We start from the raw sequence: 17,854 nt of genomic DNA, 5'->3' as shown, positions 1-17,854 counted from the left end.
CTCAGCCGGCGTTGGCGTACGAGTGCAGACCCTCGAAGAACAGGTTGACGCCGAACAGGTTCATCAGCATGGTCACGAAGCCGAGCAGCGCGATCCAGGTCGCCACCGTGCGCTTGACGCTGGGTGTGGCCCGCGCGTGCAGGTAACCGGCGTAGACGATCCACGAGATGAACGCCCACACCTCCTTGGGGTCCCAGCCCCAGTAGCGGCCCCACGACGCCTCGGCCCAGATCGGCCCGGCGATGAGCGCGCCAAACGTGAACAGCGGGAACGCGAACGCGTGCAGGCGGAACGTCAGCCGCTCGAGCGCGATCGCCTCGGGCACGTGCTTGCCCAGCGTGTAGGGGAAGCGGCGCTTGCCCTCGTCGTACCCGTTGCGGATGAGGAACATCGCGGCCGGCACGGCGCCGATCAGGAAGATGCCGGAGCCGATGATGATCGTCGACACGTGGATGATGAACCAGTAGGAGTGCAGCGCCGGCACCAGCGGGCCGACCGGGGTGTAGGCGATCATGCTGGCCGCGCCGAGCATGACGACCAGCGCCAGCGTGGCGAACAGGCCCAGGTGGCGGACGGCCGGGCGGGCGAGCACGACACCGGCCCACACCGCCGAGGCGATGAACGTGGTGGCCAGGATGTATTCGTACATGTTGCCCCACGGCATGCGGTCGGCCGCGACGCCACGGGTGACCAGGCCGCCGAGGTGCAGCAGCAGGGCGAGCAGGTTGACGCCGACCGCGATCCGGCCGACGAGTTCGCCGCGGTCACGCCGGACCGGCTCCTCGACCACCGGCGCGTCGTCCGGCACCACGTCGTCGGAGACCGGCGCACCGGCGCCGACCAGCTGTTTCGCCGGGCGCACGGCGGCGCGGCCGATGCGGCTGCGCTTGCCGAACGCGTATTCGCCCGCGTAGCAGACCATCGCGGCCAGATAGGCCAGGACGGCCGCCGCCATCAGCTGATTCGACAACTCCGCCATCAGGGTGTCCCTTCCTCGGCGGCCTTCACCAGTGCCTTGAACTCGTCTTCAAAACCGGGATAGTCGGTGCGGGGCAGACCACCGGCCGTCAACAACGTACCGCCGGACTCTCCGGGCGAACCTGCCAGGTCGGCATCTGGTTGCACGTGGAACCAGACACGACGGCGGTGACCGCCCAGCGAGAGCATCAGGCCGAGCAGGCCGACCACGGCGCCGACCAGCGCCAGCACCTGGGTCGGGTCGTGCCGGATGGAGAGCGTGGCGAACGGGCGGGTGCCGACGAACTCCAGCTTGGTGCCGTCGTCCAGGGTCCACGTGTCGCCCAGCTTGAGCGCGTGCGGGCGGTCGCCGCTGACCTTCTTGAGGTCGCCGCCGGCGATCTGGCCCTGGTCGAGCGAGTAGACCGAGCCGGGCGTGCCGACGTCGAGCCCGAGGTCTCCGCGGTAGGCGCTGAGGTAGAGCATCGGGTTGTTCTCGGCCGGGAACGCCGACGTCGCGCTGCCGTCGGTGGGCGAGGTCGGCAGGTAGAGCCCCTCAAAGCCCATCTGCAGCGTGGAGTCCCGTTTGTCGCTCTTGGGGTCGATGTTGACGTCGGGGAACTGCGCGACGCCCTCGCTGGTCTGCATGGCGTCCATCGGCAGGAACGGCACGACCTTGGTCTGCGAGACACCGTAGCGGTCGGTGTACTTCAGGATCGGGGCGTAGCCGTGGCCGAGCAGATAGACGTTCGCGCCGTCGAGCCGCAACGGGTCGTTGACCGTGAACTTGCGGGTCTCGTACGGGCCGTTGTCCTCGCTGACCCCGACCGTGGCCGAGAAGGTCCGGGGCTGGCCGGTCGACTGGAACGTCGCCTCGAAGTCGGTGAGCCGCAGGCAGAAGTTGGGCAGGTCGGCCGGTTCGACGCGCGGGCCGAGCGTGGAGTCGTCGTACTGGGTGAGCGTGTTGCAGAAGCCCAGCTCGTTGCCGCCGATCAGGATGCGGTTGGCGTGCCAGCCGTACCAGTGCCCGAAGCCCACCCCGATCAGCACGGCCAGCAGGGCGGCGTGGAACAGCAGGTTGCCGGTCTCCTTGAGGTAGCCCTTCTCGGCCGAGACCGTCCAGCTGCCGTCCTCCCGTTCGCGCAGCCTGGTGCGGAACCGGCGACGGCGCAGGCCGGCCGCGACGGACTTGGCCACCTCGGCCGGCACACCGGGCTGCGACCAGGGCTCGGCGTGCTGGGGCAGCCGGTTGAGCCGCTTGGGCGCGTCGGGCGGGGCCTGGCGCAGCGCACGGACGTGGTCGAGCAGGCGCGGAACCACACAGCCGATCAACGACGTGAACAGCAGCAGATAGATCGAGGCGAACCAGGCCGAGGAGTAGACCTCGAAACCGCCGAGCCGCTCGAGCCAGGGCGCCAGCTGCGGGTGCGCCTGGTAATAGCGGGTGACGCGCTCGGCGTTGACCCCGCGCTGGGGGAAGACCGAACCGGGGATCGCCGCGACGGCCAGGAGGAAGAGCAGGACCAACGCCGTACGCATGCTGGTCAGTTGCCGCCACGAGTTGCGCAGCAGCGCCCAGAGCCGGTTGACGCGTCTCGGTGGCGGCGCCGAGGACGGAGCCGGGCGTTCCTCGACGACGGTCACAGCACCGTCCCCCCGAAGTCGAAGGTGACCCGCAGCCACACCAGGAAGTGGGCCCAGCCGCCGGTGACCAGCGCCAGACCGACCAGGATGAGCAGCACGCCGCCGATCCGGGTGACCCAGCGGCTGTTCCGGCGGATCGCCCGGAAGACGCCGAGCAGCTTGCGGAAGAAAAGACCGAAGATCACGAACGGAATTCCCAGGCCCAGGCTGTACGCAACGGCGAGCGTGACGGCGCGGCTGGTCTCCCCGGTCGTGGAGGCGAGCAGCATGACCGCGCCCAGGGTCGGGCCGACGCACGGGATCCACGAGAACGCGAAGATCGCCCCGAAGACCGGCGCGCCGAGCAGGCCGGCCGCGGGCAGCTTCGAGATGCGGGCCTCGCGCTGCATGCCGGGGATCCACCCCAGGTAGGCCACGCCGAGCAGGATGATCAGGATGCCGAGGACGATGTTGAGCACGTCCTGATGGCGTACGAGGAAGGTCAGGTTGGCCACGGCCGTGGTCAGGATAGTGAAGACGACCGTGAACCCGAGGACGAAGAGGCTCGTCCCGGCCAGAACACGACCGGTCCGCGCCTTGGGCCGGGCCAGCGTCGCCACGCCGCCACCGGCCTCGGCGGGCTCCTTGGCATCCAGGTCGGAGCCGGCCAGGCCCGTCACGTAGGAGAGATAGCCCGGCAGCAGCGGCAACACGCACGGCGACAGGATGCTGACCAGCCCGGCGAGCACCGCGACCCCGATGGCCAGCAGCAGCGGCCCGGTGCCGGCGATTCCGGCGAAGCTCTCACCCATCAGCCGTTCCCCTCCGCGGCCACCCTTTCCACCAGCGGCTGCAGCTGCGTGACGGTGGTGGCCTGGCGGATCGCGACGGCGATCCGGCCCTGACGGTCGATGATCAGCGTCGACGGCATGGCGGTGTTGGTCACGTCGAACTGGAGGCCGACCCGGCCCTCGAAGTCGTAGATGCTCGGGTAGGTCACCCGGCCGCGCTCGAACTCGCGGGCCGCGTCCTTGTCGTCGCGGGAGTTGACCCCGATGAACGTGACGCCCTTGTCCTTGGTGGCCTGGAACGTGTTCTCCAGGTCGTCGGCCTCGGCCCGGCAGGGCGCGCACCACGATCCCCAGAAGTTGACCACCACGACCTTGCCCCGGTCCTGCGCGAGGTCGTAGCTGCCACCGTCGAGCAGCTCCCCGCTCACCGGCTTGACCTCGGTGCGCTGATCGGGCCCGCATTCCACCACCCCGCCGGCGGTGCCGCACTTCTTGGCCCAATTGTCCTCCCCGCCGCATCCGGTGAGGACGCCGGCCGTGACAGCGGCGGCGGCCAGGACGGCGGCGAGGCGGCGCATGGTCAAGCTCCCTTGGCGGTCTTGGCAGTCGCGGAGAGGGCCACCAGATGGGCGGCGGGCTCGGAGTAGTCGATGCCGACCACCTTCGAGTCTTCGAAGTGGAAGGACGTGAGGCTGGCCAGGCCGCACTGGCGGCGGCGTGGGTCGTGCCAGAGACGCTTCTTCTCTATATAGCGCCGCAGCGTCCAGATCGGAAGCTGGTGCGAGACGCAGACCGCCTCGGACCCCTCGGCGGCGACCCGGGCCGCCTGCACCGCGGCGAACATGCGCTGCGCGATGACCAGGTAGGCCTCGCCCCACGAGGGGGTGATCGGGTCGCGCAGCACCCACCAGTGCCGCGGGTTGGTGAGCGCGCCGTCGCCGACCGACACCTTCTTGCCCTCGAAGTAGTTCGCGCTCTCGATCAGCCGCACGTCGGTGGCGATGTCGAGCTCGAACTCCTTGGCGATCGGGACGGCCGTCTCCTGCGCGCGTTCCAGCGGGCTGGCCACGACGTGGGTGATCGGGCGCTTGGCCAGCGCCTCGGCCGCCGCGACGGCCATCTGGGCGCCCAGTTCCGACAGATGGAAGTCGGGCAACCGGCCGTACAGGATCTTGTTCGGGTTGAAGACCTCGCCGTGCCGAAGCACGTGGACGGTCGTCTTGCTCATGCCGCTCCCCCCGCTGCCGCCCGCGCCGCATGGGGCAGCGCGGCGGCGATCTGCTCCAGCGCCTCCTCGTCGATCGCGGTCGAGACGAACCACGACTCGAAGGCGCTCGGCGGCAGATAGACGCCCCGGGCCAGCATCGCGTGGAAGAACGCCTTGAACGCGCCCGCGTCCTGGGTCTTGGCCGACTCGTAGTCGACCACCTCGGACTCGGTGAAGAAGATCGAGAACATGTTGCCGGCGAACGAGAGCCGGTGCGGGACGCCCTCGGTGGTCAGGGCGTCGGAGGCGAGCGCGCCGACCGTGGCCGAGAGCTCGTCGAGCCGCTTGTAGACCGACTCGTCGGCGAGCCGCAGCGAGGTGACGCCGGCCGCGCAGGCCAGCGGGTTTCCCGAGAGGGTGCCGGCCTGATAGACCGGGCCGGCCGGGGCCAGCCGCGACATGATCTCGCGGCGGCCGCCGAACGCCGCCGCGGGCAGGCCACCGCCCATGACCTTGCCGAAGGTGAACAGGTCGGCGTCGACCGGGTCGAGCCCGGCCCAGCCGCCGGCCGAGACGCGGAAGCCGGTCATCACCTCGTCGACGATCAGCAGGGCGCCGGCCGCGTGGGCGATCTCGGCCAGCCGCTGGTTGAAGCCGTCGCGCGGGGCGACCACGCCCATGTTGCCGGCCGCGGCCTCGGTGATGATCGCGGCGATGTCGGCGCCGTCCTGCCGGAAGGCCTCCTCGACGGCGGCCACGTCGTTGTACGGCAGCACGATCGTCTCGCTGGCGGCGGCGCCGGTCACGCCGGGCGAGTCGGGCAGGCCCAGCGTCGCGACCCCGGAGCCGGCCGCGGCCAGCAGCGCGTCGACGTGGCCGTGGTAGCAGCCGGCGAACTTCACGATCTTGGAACGGCCGGTGTAGCCCCGGGCCAGCCGGATCGCCGTCATGGTGGCCTCGGTGCCCGAGTTGACCAGGCGGACCTCGTCGACCGGGGTGCGGCGGACGATCTCCTCGGCCAGCTCGACCTCGCCCGCCGTGGGGGTGCCGAAGCTGGTGCCCCGCGAGGCGGCGGCGGTGATCGCCGCGATGATCTCGGGGTGGGCGTGACCGTGGATCAGCGGACCCCACGAGCAGACCAGGTCGACATAGCGGCGGCCGTCGGCGTCGGTGAGCCACGGGCCCTTGCCGTGGTCCATGAATCGGGGCGTGCCGCCGACCGCTCGGAACGCACGCACGGGTGAATTGACCCCGCCCGGCACGATGGCCTGGGCGCGGTCGAACAGGGCCTGGGAGACCGGGGCGTCCTCCGGGTAGGGGAGGCCCTCGGCGCGGTATGAGGTGGTCACAGCGGCTCCCATTGTGTCAGCGCGGTCCGGCGGGAATCTCAAGAGGGTTCCTCACATCACCCGAGGATGACGCGCAGCGGCCACCGGTGTTGTCGGGAACGCCCCGATACGGTCGTGCCCAACAGGCCGAACATGCGCACAGGCGATAGGCTGGCCGCGTGGAGCGACCCGAGCTGTCGATCACAGCTGAGCACGCACCCGACGAGGTCATCTTCCACCTCGCCGGGGAAATCGACGTGCTCACGGTCACGAACCTGTCGACGCTGGTCAACGAGGTTCTGACCGATCCGCCCGCCCGCATCGTGCTCGACATGGCCGGCGTCACGTTCTGCGACTCCCAGGGCCTCGGCACGCTCGTGGTGCTCAGCCGCAAGGCGCAACATGCCCGTTCTGTCCTGGCTCTGGCCAACGTCGGCGACTTCCTGCTCCGAGTGCTCGACATCACGGGCCTGCGCAGCGCGCTGATGATCAGCAGCACCGCCTGAGGGGTCAGTTTCCCCAGCGGGCCTTCTCGAGCAGGGCCAGCGCCTCGGCGGCCGCCTCGTCGCCGCCCGAGCGCAGCACCCGCGCTGCCTCGTCGACCGTCTCGGTGAGCCGCTGCCACTGCGCCTCACGCTCACGGGTCGCCTCGGAATGGGCCTTGAGCTGCTGTGTCTTGTTCCACAGATCAACGAAGATCGAGACCTTGGCCCGCAGCACCCACGGGTCGAAGGGCTTCGTCAGGTAGTCGACCGCGCCGACCGCATAGCCCCGCAGCGCGAGCTGGGCGTCGCGGTCGGCGGCGGTGAGGAACAGGATCGGCACGTGCCGGGTGCGTTCCCGCCGTTTGATGTGGCCGGCGGTCTCGAAGCCGTCCATGTTGGGCATCTGGGCGTCGAGCAGGATGACCGCGAAATCGTCGGTCAGCAGCTGCTTCAGCGCGGCCTCGCCGCTCTCGACCGCCACCGGGGTGACCGGCAGGCCCTGGAGGATGGCCTCCAGGGCGAGCAGGTTGTCCTTGCGATCGTCGACCAGCAGGGCCTTCGCGCGCTCCGCCACCGTGCTCCCCTCGTGGACCTCAGCCCAGGTCCGGCTCCGTGGTCTTGTCGGCGTTCACCCAGCGGGCCATCAGCTCGATCAGCTCATCGAGGTCGACGGGCTTGGTGATGTAGTCGCTGGCGCCGGCCGCGAGCGCCGACTCCCGGTCGCCGGGCATCGCCTTCGCCGTCAGGAAGACTACCGGGAGATCCTGGAAGCGCTGATTTCGGCGGATTCCCCGGGTCGTCTCGTAGCCGTCCTGGTCGGGCATCATCGCGTCCATCAGCACGATGTCGACCTCGGGGTGCTCGGCCAGCTTGCGGACGCCGTCGACCCCGTTGTCGGAGTACAGGACGTTGAGCCCGTGCATCTCGAGCGCGCTGGTCAGCGCGAACACGTTGCGCACGTCGTCGTCGACGATCAGCACGGTCGCGCCGTCGAGCTGACGGCTGGCCGGGCTCACCACATGTCCCTCGATCTCGGGGCGGTGGCTGAGCACCGGCATCTCCATCAGCGGCATGTCGAGCGGGGCCGGCGCGGGCTGCACCACGACCGTGGTCGACGGCAGGGTGGGCAGACTCAGCGGCGGGATGGCCTCGGCGCTGAGCGCGTCGGGCATGTAGAGCGTGAACGTCGAGCCCTCACCGGGCCGGGACGAGACCACGATCGTGCCGCCGAGCAGGGCGGCCAGGTCGCGGCTGATCGACAGCCCCAGGCCGGTGCCGCCGTACTTGCGGGTCGTCGTGCCGTCGGCCTGCTGGAACGGCTCGAAGATGATCGCCAGCTTCTCGTCGTTGATGCCGATGCCGGTGTCGGTCACCGCGAACGCGATCACCTGCCGGGCCGCGGCCAGCGCCGGGATCTCGAAGTCGGTCTCGGGCGGGGCGCCGAAGATGCTCAGCGTCACCGAGCCGTTGTCGGTGAACTTGACCGCGTTGGACAGCATGTTGCGCAGGATCTGGTGGAGCCGCTGGGTGTCGGTGAGGATCGACTCGGGCAGCCCCGGCTGCAGCCAGACCCGGAACTCCAGGCCCTTCTCGTTGGCCTGCGGCGCGAAGGCCTGCTCGACGTAGCTGCGCACACCCTCGAAGTCGACCTGGTCGGGTTCGACGTCCATCCGGCCGGCCTCGATCTTGGCGAGGTCGAGGATGTCGTCGATCAGCGAGAGCAGGTCGGTGCCGGCGCTGTGGATCGTGCGGGCGAACTCGATCTGCTTCTCGGTCAGGTTGGTGTCGTTGTTGTCGGCCAGCAGCCGGGCCAGCAGCAGCAGCGAGTTCAGCGGCGTGCGCAGCTCGTGGCTCATGTTGGCCAGGAACTCCGACTTGTACGCGCTGGCCCGGCTGAGCTGCTGCGCCTTCTCCTCCAGGCCGCGGCGGGCCTGCTCGATCTCGCGGTTCTTGGTCTCGATGTTGGCCTTCTGCTCGCTCAGCAGCTGGGCCTTGTCCTCCAGCTCGGCGTTGGTGCGCTGCAGCTCGGCCGACTGGTCCTGCATCTCGCGGGCCAGACGCTGCGACTGCGAGAGAAGTTCCTCCGTACGGCGGTTGGCCTGGATGGTGTTGAGGGCGACGCCGATCGTGGAGACCAGCCGCTCCAGGAACGTGAGATGCAACCCGGAGAAGGCCGCCACCGAGGCGAACTCGATCACGCCGAGCATTTCGCCCTCGAACAGCACCGGCAGCACGACCAGGTCGTTCGGCGGCATCGACATCAGGCCGGAGCGCATGGTCAGGATGCCGTCGTGGGTGGCCCGCACCCGGATCGTGCGGCGCGAGACCGCGGCCTGACCGACCAGCCCCTCGCCCGGCCCGAAGGTCACCTCGTGGTTGCGGGCGACATAGCCGTACGAGGCGGCCAGCCGCAGCCGCATGACCGCCTGCTCGTTGTCGACCAGGAAGAACGCGCCGAGCTGGGCGTCGACCAGCGGGGTCACCTCGGTCATGATCATGCGGCAGACCTCGCCGAGATCACGCTGACCCTGCAGCAGGCCACCGATGCGGGCCAGGTTGGAGTCGAGCCAGCCCTGCTCGGCGTTGGCCTTGGTCGTCTCGCGGAGCGTGACGATCATCTGGTTGATGTTGTCCTTGAGCTCAGCCACCTCGCCCTGGGCCTCGACCGCGATGCTCTGGGTCAGGTCGCCGCGGGTCACGGCGGTGGACACCTCGGCGATCGCGCGCAGCTGGATCGTCAGCGTCGAGGCCAGCTGGTTCACGTTGTCGGTGAGGTCCTGCCAGGTGCCGGAGACGCCCTTGACCTGGGCCTGACCGCCGAGCTTGCCCTCGACGCCAACCTCGCGGCCGACCCGGGTGACCTCGGTGGCGAAGCTGGAGAGCTGGTCGACCATCGTGTTGACGGTGTCCTTGAGCTCCAGGATCTCGCCGCGGGCGTCGACCGTGATCTTCTGCGACAGGTCACCCTTGGCCACCGCCGTGGTGACCGAGGCGATGTTGCGCACCTGGGCCGTCAGGTTCGACGCCATGTAGTTCACGTTGTCGGTGAGGTCGCGCCACGTGCCGGCCACGCCCCGCACCTGCGCCTGACCGCCCAGCTTGCCCTCCGAGCCCACCTCGCGGGCCACGCGGGTCACCTCGTCGGCGAACGACGACAGCTGGTCGACCATGATGTTCACGGTCGACTTCAGCTCCAGGATCTCGCCCTGGGCGTCGACCGTGATCTTCTGCGACAGGTCACCCTTGGCGACCGCCGTCGAGACCTGGGCGATGTTGCGGACCTGGCCGGTGAGGTTCGAGGCCATCGAGTTGACGTTGTCGGTGAGGTCGCGCCACGTGCCGGCCACGCCCCGCACCTGCGCCTGACCGCCCAGCTTGCCCTCGGTGCCCACCTCGCGGGCCACACGCGTGACCTCGTCGGCGAACGAGGACAGCTGGTCGACCATGGTGTTGACGGTCGACTTGAGCTCGAGGATCTCGCCGCGGGCGTCGACCGTGATCTTCTGCGACAGGTCACCCTTGGCCACGGCCTGGGTGACCGACGAGATGTTGCGCACCTGGCTCGTCAGGTTCGAGGCCATGTAGTTCACGTTGTCGGTGAGGTCGCGCCACGTGCCCGAGACGCCCTTCACCTGGGCCTGGCCGCCGAGCTTGCCCTCCGAGCCGACCTCGCGGGCCACGCGGGTCACCTCTTCGGCGAAGCTGGAGAGCTGGTCGACCATGGTGTTCACGGTGTTCTTGAGCTCGGCGATCTCACCCCGGGCGTCAACCGTGATCTTCTGCGACAGGTCACCCTTGGCGACCGCCGTGGAGACCTGGGCGATGTTGCGCACCTGGTCGGTGAGGTTGTCGGCGAGCTGGTTCACGTTCTCGGTCAGGTCGCGCCAGGTGCCGGAGACGCCGCGCACCTGGGCCTGACCACCCAGCCGGCCGTCGGTGCCGACCTCGCGGGCCACGCGGGTGACCTCGTCGGCGAAGCTCGACAGCTGGTCGACCATCGTGTTGACGGTGTCCTTGAGCTCCAGGATCTCGCCCTGCGCGGCCACCGTGATCTTCTGCGACAGGTCACCCTTGGCCACCGCCGTCGACACCTGGGCGATGTTGCGCACCTGGCTCGTCAGGTTCGAGGCCATCGAGTTCACCGAGTCGGTGAGGTCCTTCCAGGTGCCGGCCACGTTCGGCACCTCGGCCTGGCCACCCAGCTTGCCCTCGGTGCCCACCTCGCGGGCGACCCGGGTCACCTGCTCGGCGAAGAGCCGCAGGGTGTCGGTCAGGCCGTTCATGGTGTCGGACAGCTCGGCGACCTCACCCCGGGCCGAAACCGTGATCTTCTGGGACAGATCGCCCCGCGCCATGGCCGTCGCGACCTGTGAGATGGACCGCACCTGGTGGGTCAGGTTCGACGCCATCGTGTTGACCGAATCGGTCAGGTCCTTCCACGTGCCGGCCACGCCCCGGACGTCGGCCTGGCCGCCCAGCTCGCCCTCGGTGCCCACCTCGCGGGCCACCCGGGTCACCTCGTCGGCGAACGACGACAGCTGGTCGACCATGGTGTTGACCGTGCGGCCGATGCGCAGGAATTCACCCCGAAGGGGTCGTCCGTCCATCTCCAGCGCCATGTGCTGCGAGAGGTCACCCTCGGCGACGGCCACGATGACGCGGGAGATCTCCGTGGTGGGCCGGCCGAGGTCATCGATCAGGGAGTTCACTGATCGGACGCTGTCGGCCCAGGAGCCGTCGAGGCCCTCGTCGTCGAGGCGTTCGGTGAGCCGGCCGTCGCGTCCGACGATCCGGCTGATCCGGCGCAGGTCGAGATTCTGCCGCTCCTGGAGCGACACCACCTCGTTGAACGCATCGGCGACCTCACCGGCGGTCCCGCTGCGGCGGGGCAGCCGCACCTTGAGATCGCCTCGGCGAACACGCCGCAGGGCCTCGGCGAGTTCACCGAGCACGGCGGTGTCGTCGGGCAGGCCGACGCTGGCTTCTTTGGCCGCGGTCATGCTGTCCTCACTCGCTGTCCATCCGGCGTGGGCTCCCTATCCTCTCTCGCTCGACCGGGTCAATGCGAGAGACGACTTTGTGCACGGGCCCACCTACAGGAGAGGATGCATGCGTGTCAGTGGCCGATGCGATCTCGGACACCCCTTCGGGTGGGCTGGTCCGGCGCGTCCGGCTGCCCAACGACCGGAGAACCCCGGCCGCCGCGCGCGCCCTCGTGCGCTCGGTCCTCGAGGAGGCCGGGCTCGAAAGCCTGCTCAACGAGGCGTTGCTGCTGACCACCGAGCTTTCCACCAATGCGGTGGTGCACGCCAACACCGAGCTCGACATCGAGGTGCGCGCCGACACGACCGGACTGACGGTAACGGTCACCGACTTCGCGCCGGGCCCGGTCGAGCAGCTGGCGATCGGGCCGCGCAACGAGAGCGTGGACATCGGCGAGGTGGCCGAGCGGGGCCGTGGCCTGCTGCTGGTCGACCATTTCGCGAGCCGCTGGGGCACGGTGCACGAGGGTTCGGGCAAGGGTGTCTGGTTCCGGCTCGAGCGGGCCCCGACCGGCGAGGTCACCGCCGTGGTGCCCGCGACGATGAACGCCCCCGAGGACGGCACGCCCAGCGTCGGCGCGCTCACCACGCTGCTGCAGGTCAACCCCGAGCGGCACTCCGAGGAGGGCGTGGCCGAGTTCGCGGCCGACCTGCTGGCCCAGCTCGCGCGGCTGACCGGCGCGGCCGGTGGTGTGATCCGGCTCGACCGCGGCGACGGCGGCGGGCGCCAGATGCTGGCCCGCTACGGCCGGGCGCCGCGCGACGACGCCGACACGATCCGGGTGCCGCTGCTGGTCCAACGGCCGTACGCGGGTGAGCTCGAGCTCGACGCCTCCCCCGTCGGCTTCGCCCAGCCGCTGGCCACGCTGGTCGCCGAGCGTTTCTCGCTCCATCTGGAGAACGACCGCCTGCGCCGCGCCGACCTGCGCCGCCAGACGTGGCTGACCTTCCTGGCCGAGGCGAGCGAGCTGCTCGCCCAGTCGCTCGACGTCAACCTCACGATGGCGCTGATCCCGCAGCTGGTGGTGCCGCGGCTGGGCCAGTGGTGTGCGGTGCACACCACCGACGCCTGGGGCCGGCTGCAGCTGGCGGCGGCCACGCACACCGACGAGGCTTTGCTGCCCCAGCTGCACGAGACGCTGGCCGAGACCGGGCCCGACTCGATCCTGACCCGCCTCGAGGAGGCCTCCCGCCTGGGCACCCAGGTGATGCTGGGCGCGCCGACCGAGGGCTTCGCGGTGCCGCTGGTCGCTCGGGGCACCCGGCTGGGCACGCTGGCCGTGGGCCGGCACCACCGCATCCGGCACGACGCCGACGAGGTGAACGTGCTGGAAGACGTCGCCCGGCGCGCGGCCCTGGCGATCGACAACGCGCGCATCCACGACGAGAGGCACAAGGTCGCCCGTACGCTCCAGGCCTCCCTGCTGCCCCCGGCGTTGCCCAAGGTCGAGGGGGTTGGATTCGCCGCGGAATACGTGCCGACCGGCTCCGAGGTCGGCGGCGACTTCTACGACGTGGTGCCCTCGGGCCCCGACAGCTGGATCGTGGTCGTCGGGGATGTGTCGGGCAAGGGTGTGCAGGCGGCGACGGTGACCGGCCTGGTCCGCGACGTGATCCGCATCCTGGTCGACGACGGCAAGCCGATGGGCGAGATCCTCTGCCGGGTCAACAAGACGCTGGTCCAGCGGGGTGGTGGGCGCTACTGCACGCTCGCGATGGCCTCGGTCACGCGCTCGGCCGGCGGCGTGCTCGACGTCTGCCTGCACCTGGCCGGCCACGACCGGGCCGTGCTGGTCAACGGGGACGGCAAGACGTCGTTCGTGGGTGAGGGCGGCACGGCGCTCGGCCTGCTCGAGTCGATCACCTCGCCCGACGTCGACGTGCGGCTGCAGCCGGGCGACTCGCTGATCTTCTATACCGACGGCGTGACCGAGCGCCGGCGCGGGCGGGAGCTGTTCGGCACGAGCCGGCTGCGCGACGCGGCGGGGCCGCTGGCCGGCTATCCGGCCGAGGTGATGGCGGCCCGGCTGCGCTCCACCACCATTAACTTCTCGGTCGAGGAGCCCCGGGACGACATCGCGATCCTGGTCCTGCGCAACGACGCCTGACCGGTCCGCCCCGACATCGCGGTCCGGCCCGCGAAACGACTCCTGACAGGCTCGGCCTGACACCGCGATCCTGACCCACGCGACGGCGCCTGAGAAGGACGGCGGCACAGCCTGCGCACAGCCACTCTTAAGGCAGCCGATTCGCCCCTTTAAGCCTGATATTTCGTGGCATGGTGTTTGTCATGGCGAAAACTCAGTACTACACGGCGACGAGCATCGACGGATACATCGCCGATGAGAACAACTCGCTGGAGTGGCTCTTCGACGTCGACGGGGGCAACGAGAACCCCTTCGGCGGCTTCTTCGCGGGTGTCGGCGCGTTCGCCATGGGCGCGACCACCTACGAGTGGGTGCTCGAGAACGACAACGTGCTGGCCCAGCCGCAGAACTGGCACGACCTCTACGGCGACATCCCGTGCTGGGTCTTCGCCAACCGCGAGCTGCCGCTCGTGCCCGACGCCAACATCTTCATGGTCAGCGGCGACGTGAAGCGGGTGCACGAGGCGATGCTGGTGGCCGCCAAGGGCAAGAACGTCTGGCTGGTCGGCGGCGGTGACCTGGTGGGCCAGTTCGTCGACCAGGGCCTGCTCGACGAGATCATCCTGGGTATCGCCCCGGTGGTGCTCGGCCGCGGCGCTCCGCTGCTGCCCCGCCACCTGACCGCGCGGCACCTGGCGCTGACCGGCACCGCCCAGATCGGCGCCTTCGCCTATCTGACCTACGCCGTGGGCAGCGACTACATCCCCGAGCGGCACCCGGCCGCCGCGTCGAGCAGGTATGCGGTGCTGCACTAGGAAGCACTAGAAGAAGTCGAGCCGCCCGGCCATCTCGACCTCGTGGGCCACCTCGGCCGGCGCCGCGACGACGACCGCCCGCCCGTTGCGGGCGAGCAGGACGTGCCGGACGCTCTCGACGATCTCGGTGATGCGAGTCGGCGGAAGGCTGCCCGGCAGCACCGCGTGGACGCTGCCCAGCCCGGCCGAACCGCGCACCGGCACCGGCCCGCCGACGGCGTCGCCCAGGGCATAGAGCGCGGCCGGCAGGTCGGCGGCGGAGACCGAGAGCCGCAGCGCCACGTCGTCGCGGCGGAACGGATAGACACCCCACCACGGCGGCGCGATCGGCGTGACCACGGCGCCGGAGCCCCACGCGGCGGCCAGCGACTCGGCCCGCTCGACGGCCGACGCCTCGGCGCCCTCGAACAGCACGGCCAGGGTGCCGCCCTGACCGCCGGCCGGCAGATCGGCCTCGATCGCGCTGGGCTCGGCCTCATCGGCCGCGGCGACGAGTTTTCCCAGCTGCATCGGGGTGGGCACGGCGACCCCGACCCAGCGGCGGGCCTGCGGCAGCGGCTCCAGACGCAGCGTGGCCGCGGTGATCACACCGTCGATCTCGGCCAGGCCGGGTCGGCCGTCCTCCCCGTCGGACGAGGCCGCCTCGCCGACCCGGTCGATGTAGGCCACGCTGGTGACGTATTCCGCGGGCGTGCCGTAGCGGTAGCGCAGGGGCCCGGACTCGTTGACCGTGAGCATGCCGCCGACCGTGGCCGCGCGGGAGGGCGGGTCGGCCACGAGGCGCTGACCCTGCAACGCGAGCGCGGCCTGCAGGGCCCGCACCGGGGTGCCGGTCGCGACCTCGGCCGTGGCGCCCTCGACGTCGTGGTTCCACATGCCGCTGAGCCGGCCCGTGTCGATCAGCACGTCGACCCCGGCCCGCGGCGTTCCCCAGTCGATCTTGGAGCCGCTGCCCCGCGGCAGGGCGCTCAGGCCCTCGTCGGCGACCAGGCGCAGCACATCGGCCACCGCCCGGGCCGTGGCCGGCACGGCGACGTGGCCGACCCGGCGGCCGGAGACCGTGTCGATCGAGCGGGCAGCACGCGCATAGTCGGGTCCGCAGATGTCCACAAGCGCACTGAGCACCCGATCGGGATCTTGCGACGGCACCGGGCCCTCCACGTCTTGTCGAAACAGCGGGTCTTGTCGAAAACAGCGGGTCTTGTCAAAACAGCGGAATCGTTGACGGCGGCGGATCGAACGGTCTGAAGATCGTCCACTCTGGCATATCGTACACGTGTTCGAATGAGCGCGGTCCACAGGCGCAAGAACTCCGGAAGCCGGGAAAACCGGACCGGTAACCTAGGGCAGGTGACGATCCAGACTCCCGACCGCCCACCCACGGCAGACCAGGTGCCCACCGAGCGCACCTTCCACGGCGACACCGTGACCGACGAATACGCGTGGCTGGCCGGCAAGGAGGATCCGCGCACCCTGGCCTACCTCGAAGCCGAGAACTCGTGGACCGAGCAGGCGACGGCCCATCTGGCGGCCCTGCGCGGCACGATCTTCGACGAGATCAAGGGCCGCACCCTCGAGACCGACCTGAGCGTGCCCTCCCGCAGGGGCGACTACTGGTATTACACGCGCACGGTCGAGGGCAAGCAGTACGGCATCCACTGCCGGGTGCCCGTGCGCCCCGGCGAGACCGACCCGCCGTCGATGACCGACCAGGCCGACGAGCAGGTGCTCCTCGACGGCAACGAGCTGGGCGAGGGCAAGGACTACTTCGCTCTCGGCGCGTTCGACGTCAGCGTCGACGGCAACTGGCTGGCCTACTCCACCGACTATTCGGGCGACGAGCGCTTCACGCTGCGCGTCAAGGACCTGCGCACCGGCGAGGTGCTGGCCGACGAGGTGCCCGACACGTTCTACGACAGCGCGTGGTCGACCGACGCCGGCTCGCTCTTCTACGTCACGGTCGACGAGGCCTGGCGCCCGCACCGCGTCTGGCGCCACACGATCGGCCGCCCCTCGGACGAAGACGTGATCATCTATGAGGAGGCGGACGAGCGCTTCTGGGTCGGCGTCGAGACGACCCGCAGCGACAAGTTCATCGTCATCTCGGCCGGCAGCAAGATCACTTCCGAGGTCCGGGTCATCCCGGCCGACGCCCCCGACTCCGAGGCAGCCCTGATCGCGCCGCGTGAGCAGGGCGTGGAATATTCGATCGAGCACCACGGCCACCGCTTCCTCATCCTGCACAACCGCGACGCCGAAGACTTCGCGCTGGCCTACACCTCGGCCGACCATCCCGGCGACTGGGTCGATCTCATCCCGCACGAGCCGGGCACCCGCCTGGAGTCGGTCGACGCGTTCGCCCGCCACATCGTCGTCTCGCAGCGCCGCGACGGCCTGACCGGTCTGCGCGTGATGACCGCGGGCAGCACCGATTCGTACGAGATGGAGTTCCCCGAGCCTCTGTACGCGGTGGGCCTCGCCGGCAACCCGGAGTACGACACGGCGACCGTCCGCATCGGATACACGTCGATGGTCACGCCCGGCTCGGTCTACGACGTCGACCTGAACACCCGCTCGATGATGCTGCGCAAGCAGAAGCCGGTGCTGGGCGGTTACGACCCGGCCGACTACGAGCAGTTCCGTGAGTGGGCGATCGCGTCCGACGGCACCCGGGTGCCGATCTCGATCGTCGCGCGCAAGGGCGTGCACGAGCAGGGCCCGGCCCCGATGCTGCTGTACGGCTACGGGTCGTACGAGACCAGCGTCGACCCGTACTTCTCGATCGCCCGCCTGTCGCTGCTCGACCGCGGCGTCGTCTTCGCCATCGCCCACATCCGCGGCGGCGGCGAGATGGGCCGCCGGTGGTACGAGCAGGGCAAGATCCTCACCAAGCGCAACACCTTCACCGACTTCATCGCCTGCGCCCAGGCCCTCACCCGCGGCGGCTGGACCACGCCCGCTCAGCTGGTCGCCCGGGGCGCCTCGGCCGGTGGCCTGCTGATGGGTGCGATCGCCAACCTGGCGCCGGAGGAGTTCGCCGGGATCCTGGCCGAGGTGCCGTTCGTCGACCCGCTGACCAGCATCCTCGACCCTTCTCTCCCGCTCACGGTCACCGAGTGGGAAGAATGGGGCAACCCGATCGAATCATCCGACGTCTACGCATATATGAAGGGCTACAGCCCGTACGAAAACGTCGCGGAGCTCAAATATCCGCGAATTCTCGTGATGGCCGGCCTGAACGACACCCGCGTGCTTTATCACGAGCCGGCCAAGTGGGTGGCCCGGCTGCGCGCGGTCGCCCCCGACGGCGACTACCTGCTCAAGACCGAGATGGGCGCCGGCCACTCCGGTCCCAGCGGGCGCTACGACGCCTGGCGCGAAGAGGCGTTCGTACTCTCCTGGACGCTCGACGTGCTGGGACTCAGCGGCAATTAGCAGGGCCCCCGGGCCGACCGGAGACATCACTGTTGAAACGGCGACGGTGAATGTCTACGATCCGGTCGATCAATACGGGGGCTA

At 69.9% G+C, this 17,854-nt stretch carries 13 protein-coding genes; 4 read left to right on the top strand and 9 right to left on the bottom strand.

Annotated features, from left to right (window positions below; all coding sequences use genetic code 11):
* Position 1 precedes the first annotated feature (1 nt).
* From ccsB to hemL, 6 genes are read right to left on the bottom strand one after another with little or no spacing between them, the layout of a single operon-like run.
* Positions 2–979, bottom strand: coding sequence for a c-type cytochrome biogenesis protein CcsB (gene ccsB / locus JIG36_RS20440; RefSeq protein ID WP_203377952.1), 978 nt, complete (start codon positions 977–979; stop codon positions 2–4).
* Positions 979–2,601: a cytochrome c biogenesis protein ResB gene (resB, locus tag JIG36_RS20435; RefSeq protein WP_203377951.1), complete on the bottom strand. Its 1,623-nt coding sequence runs from the start codon at positions 2,599–2,601 to the stop codon at positions 979–981. The genes ccsB and resB overlap by 1 nt, the downstream gene beginning before the upstream one ends.
* On the bottom strand, positions 2,598–3,392 hold the full coding sequence (locus JIG36_RS20430) for a cytochrome c biogenesis CcdA family protein (RefSeq protein WP_203377950.1): 795 nt from the start codon (positions 3,390–3,392) through the stop codon (positions 2,598–2,600). Before JIG36_RS20430 ends, resB begins: the two co-directional genes overlap by 4 nt.
* Positions 3,392–3,955, bottom strand: coding sequence for a TlpA disulfide reductase family protein (locus tag JIG36_RS20425; RefSeq protein ID WP_438870742.1), 564 nt, complete (start codon positions 3,953–3,955; stop codon positions 3,392–3,394). Before JIG36_RS20425 ends, JIG36_RS20430 begins: the two co-directional genes overlap by 1 nt.
* Positions 3,952–4,599 carry a histidine phosphatase family protein gene (locus JIG36_RS20420; RefSeq protein ID WP_203377948.1) on the bottom strand — a complete coding sequence of 216 codons (648 nt, stop codon included), beginning with the start codon at positions 4,597–4,599 and terminating at the stop codon, positions 3,952–3,954. Before JIG36_RS20420 ends, JIG36_RS20425 begins: the two co-directional genes overlap by 4 nt.
* Complete coding sequence (gene hemL, locus JIG36_RS20415) at positions 4,596–5,939, bottom strand: glutamate-1-semialdehyde 2,1-aminomutase (RefSeq protein WP_203377947.1); 1,344 nt, start codon at positions 5,937–5,939, stop codon at positions 4,596–4,598. The genes JIG36_RS20420 and hemL overlap by 4 nt, the downstream gene beginning before the upstream one ends.
* Before the next feature lie 146 nt (positions 5,940–6,085).
* Between hemL and JIG36_RS20410 the strand changes: the two genes are divergently transcribed.
* On the top strand, positions 6,086–6,412 hold the full coding sequence (locus JIG36_RS20410; RefSeq protein ID WP_203377946.1) for an STAS domain-containing protein: 327 nt from the start codon (positions 6,086–6,088) through the stop codon (positions 6,410–6,412).
* Between the two features lie 4 nt (positions 6,413–6,416).
* Here the strand turns inward: JIG36_RS20410 and JIG36_RS20405 are convergent, their stop codons facing one another.
* Together JIG36_RS20405 and JIG36_RS20400 are read right to left on the bottom strand one after the other, a co-directional pair.
* Positions 6,417–6,965, bottom strand: a complete 549-nt coding sequence (locus JIG36_RS20405; protein ID WP_203377945.1) for a response regulator — start codon at positions 6,963–6,965, stop codon at positions 6,417–6,419.
* Between the two features lie 19 nt (positions 6,966–6,984).
* Entirely contained in the window at positions 6,985–11,391 is a 4,407-nt protein-coding gene (locus JIG36_RS20400; protein ID WP_203377944.1) for a HAMP domain-containing protein, read from the bottom strand.
* A 62-nt stretch (positions 11,392–11,453) separates the two neighbouring features.
* Here JIG36_RS20400 and JIG36_RS20395 point away from each other — a divergent pair, with 62 nt between their 5' ends.
* Complete coding sequence (locus JIG36_RS20395; RefSeq protein ID WP_203377943.1) at positions 11,454–13,541, top strand: SpoIIE family protein phosphatase; 2,088 nt, start codon at positions 11,454–11,456, stop codon at positions 13,539–13,541.
* Positions 13,542–13,723: 182 nt separating this feature from the next.
* Positions 13,724–14,335, top strand: coding sequence for a dihydrofolate reductase family protein (locus JIG36_RS20390; protein WP_203377942.1), 612 nt, complete (start codon positions 13,724–13,726; stop codon positions 14,333–14,335).
* Positions 14,336–14,341: 6 nt separating this feature from the next.
* On the opposite strand, the gene JIG36_RS20385 is transcribed toward JIG36_RS20390, so the two are convergent.
* On the bottom strand, positions 14,342–15,484 hold the full coding sequence (locus JIG36_RS20385; protein WP_307872814.1) for an FAD-binding oxidoreductase: 1,143 nt from the start codon (positions 15,482–15,484) through the stop codon (positions 14,342–14,344).
* Positions 15,485–15,685: 201 nt separating this feature from the next.
* On the opposite strand from JIG36_RS20385, the gene JIG36_RS20380 reads away from it, so the two are divergent.
* Complete coding sequence (locus JIG36_RS20380; protein WP_203377941.1) at positions 15,686–17,770, top strand: S9 family peptidase; 2,085 nt, start codon at positions 15,686–15,688, stop codon at positions 17,768–17,770.
* The last annotated feature ends 84 nt before the right edge of the window (positions 17,771–17,854 follow it).

The organism is Paractinoplanes ovalisporus (assembly GCF_016834655.1).
In the GTDB taxonomy this organism is placed as follows: Bacteria; Actinomycetota; Actinomycetes; order Mycobacteriales; family Micromonosporaceae; genus Actinoplanes; species Actinoplanes ovalisporus.
Note: the sequence above shows the minus strand (reverse complement) of the source record. Positions and strands in the feature narration are given on the sequence as shown.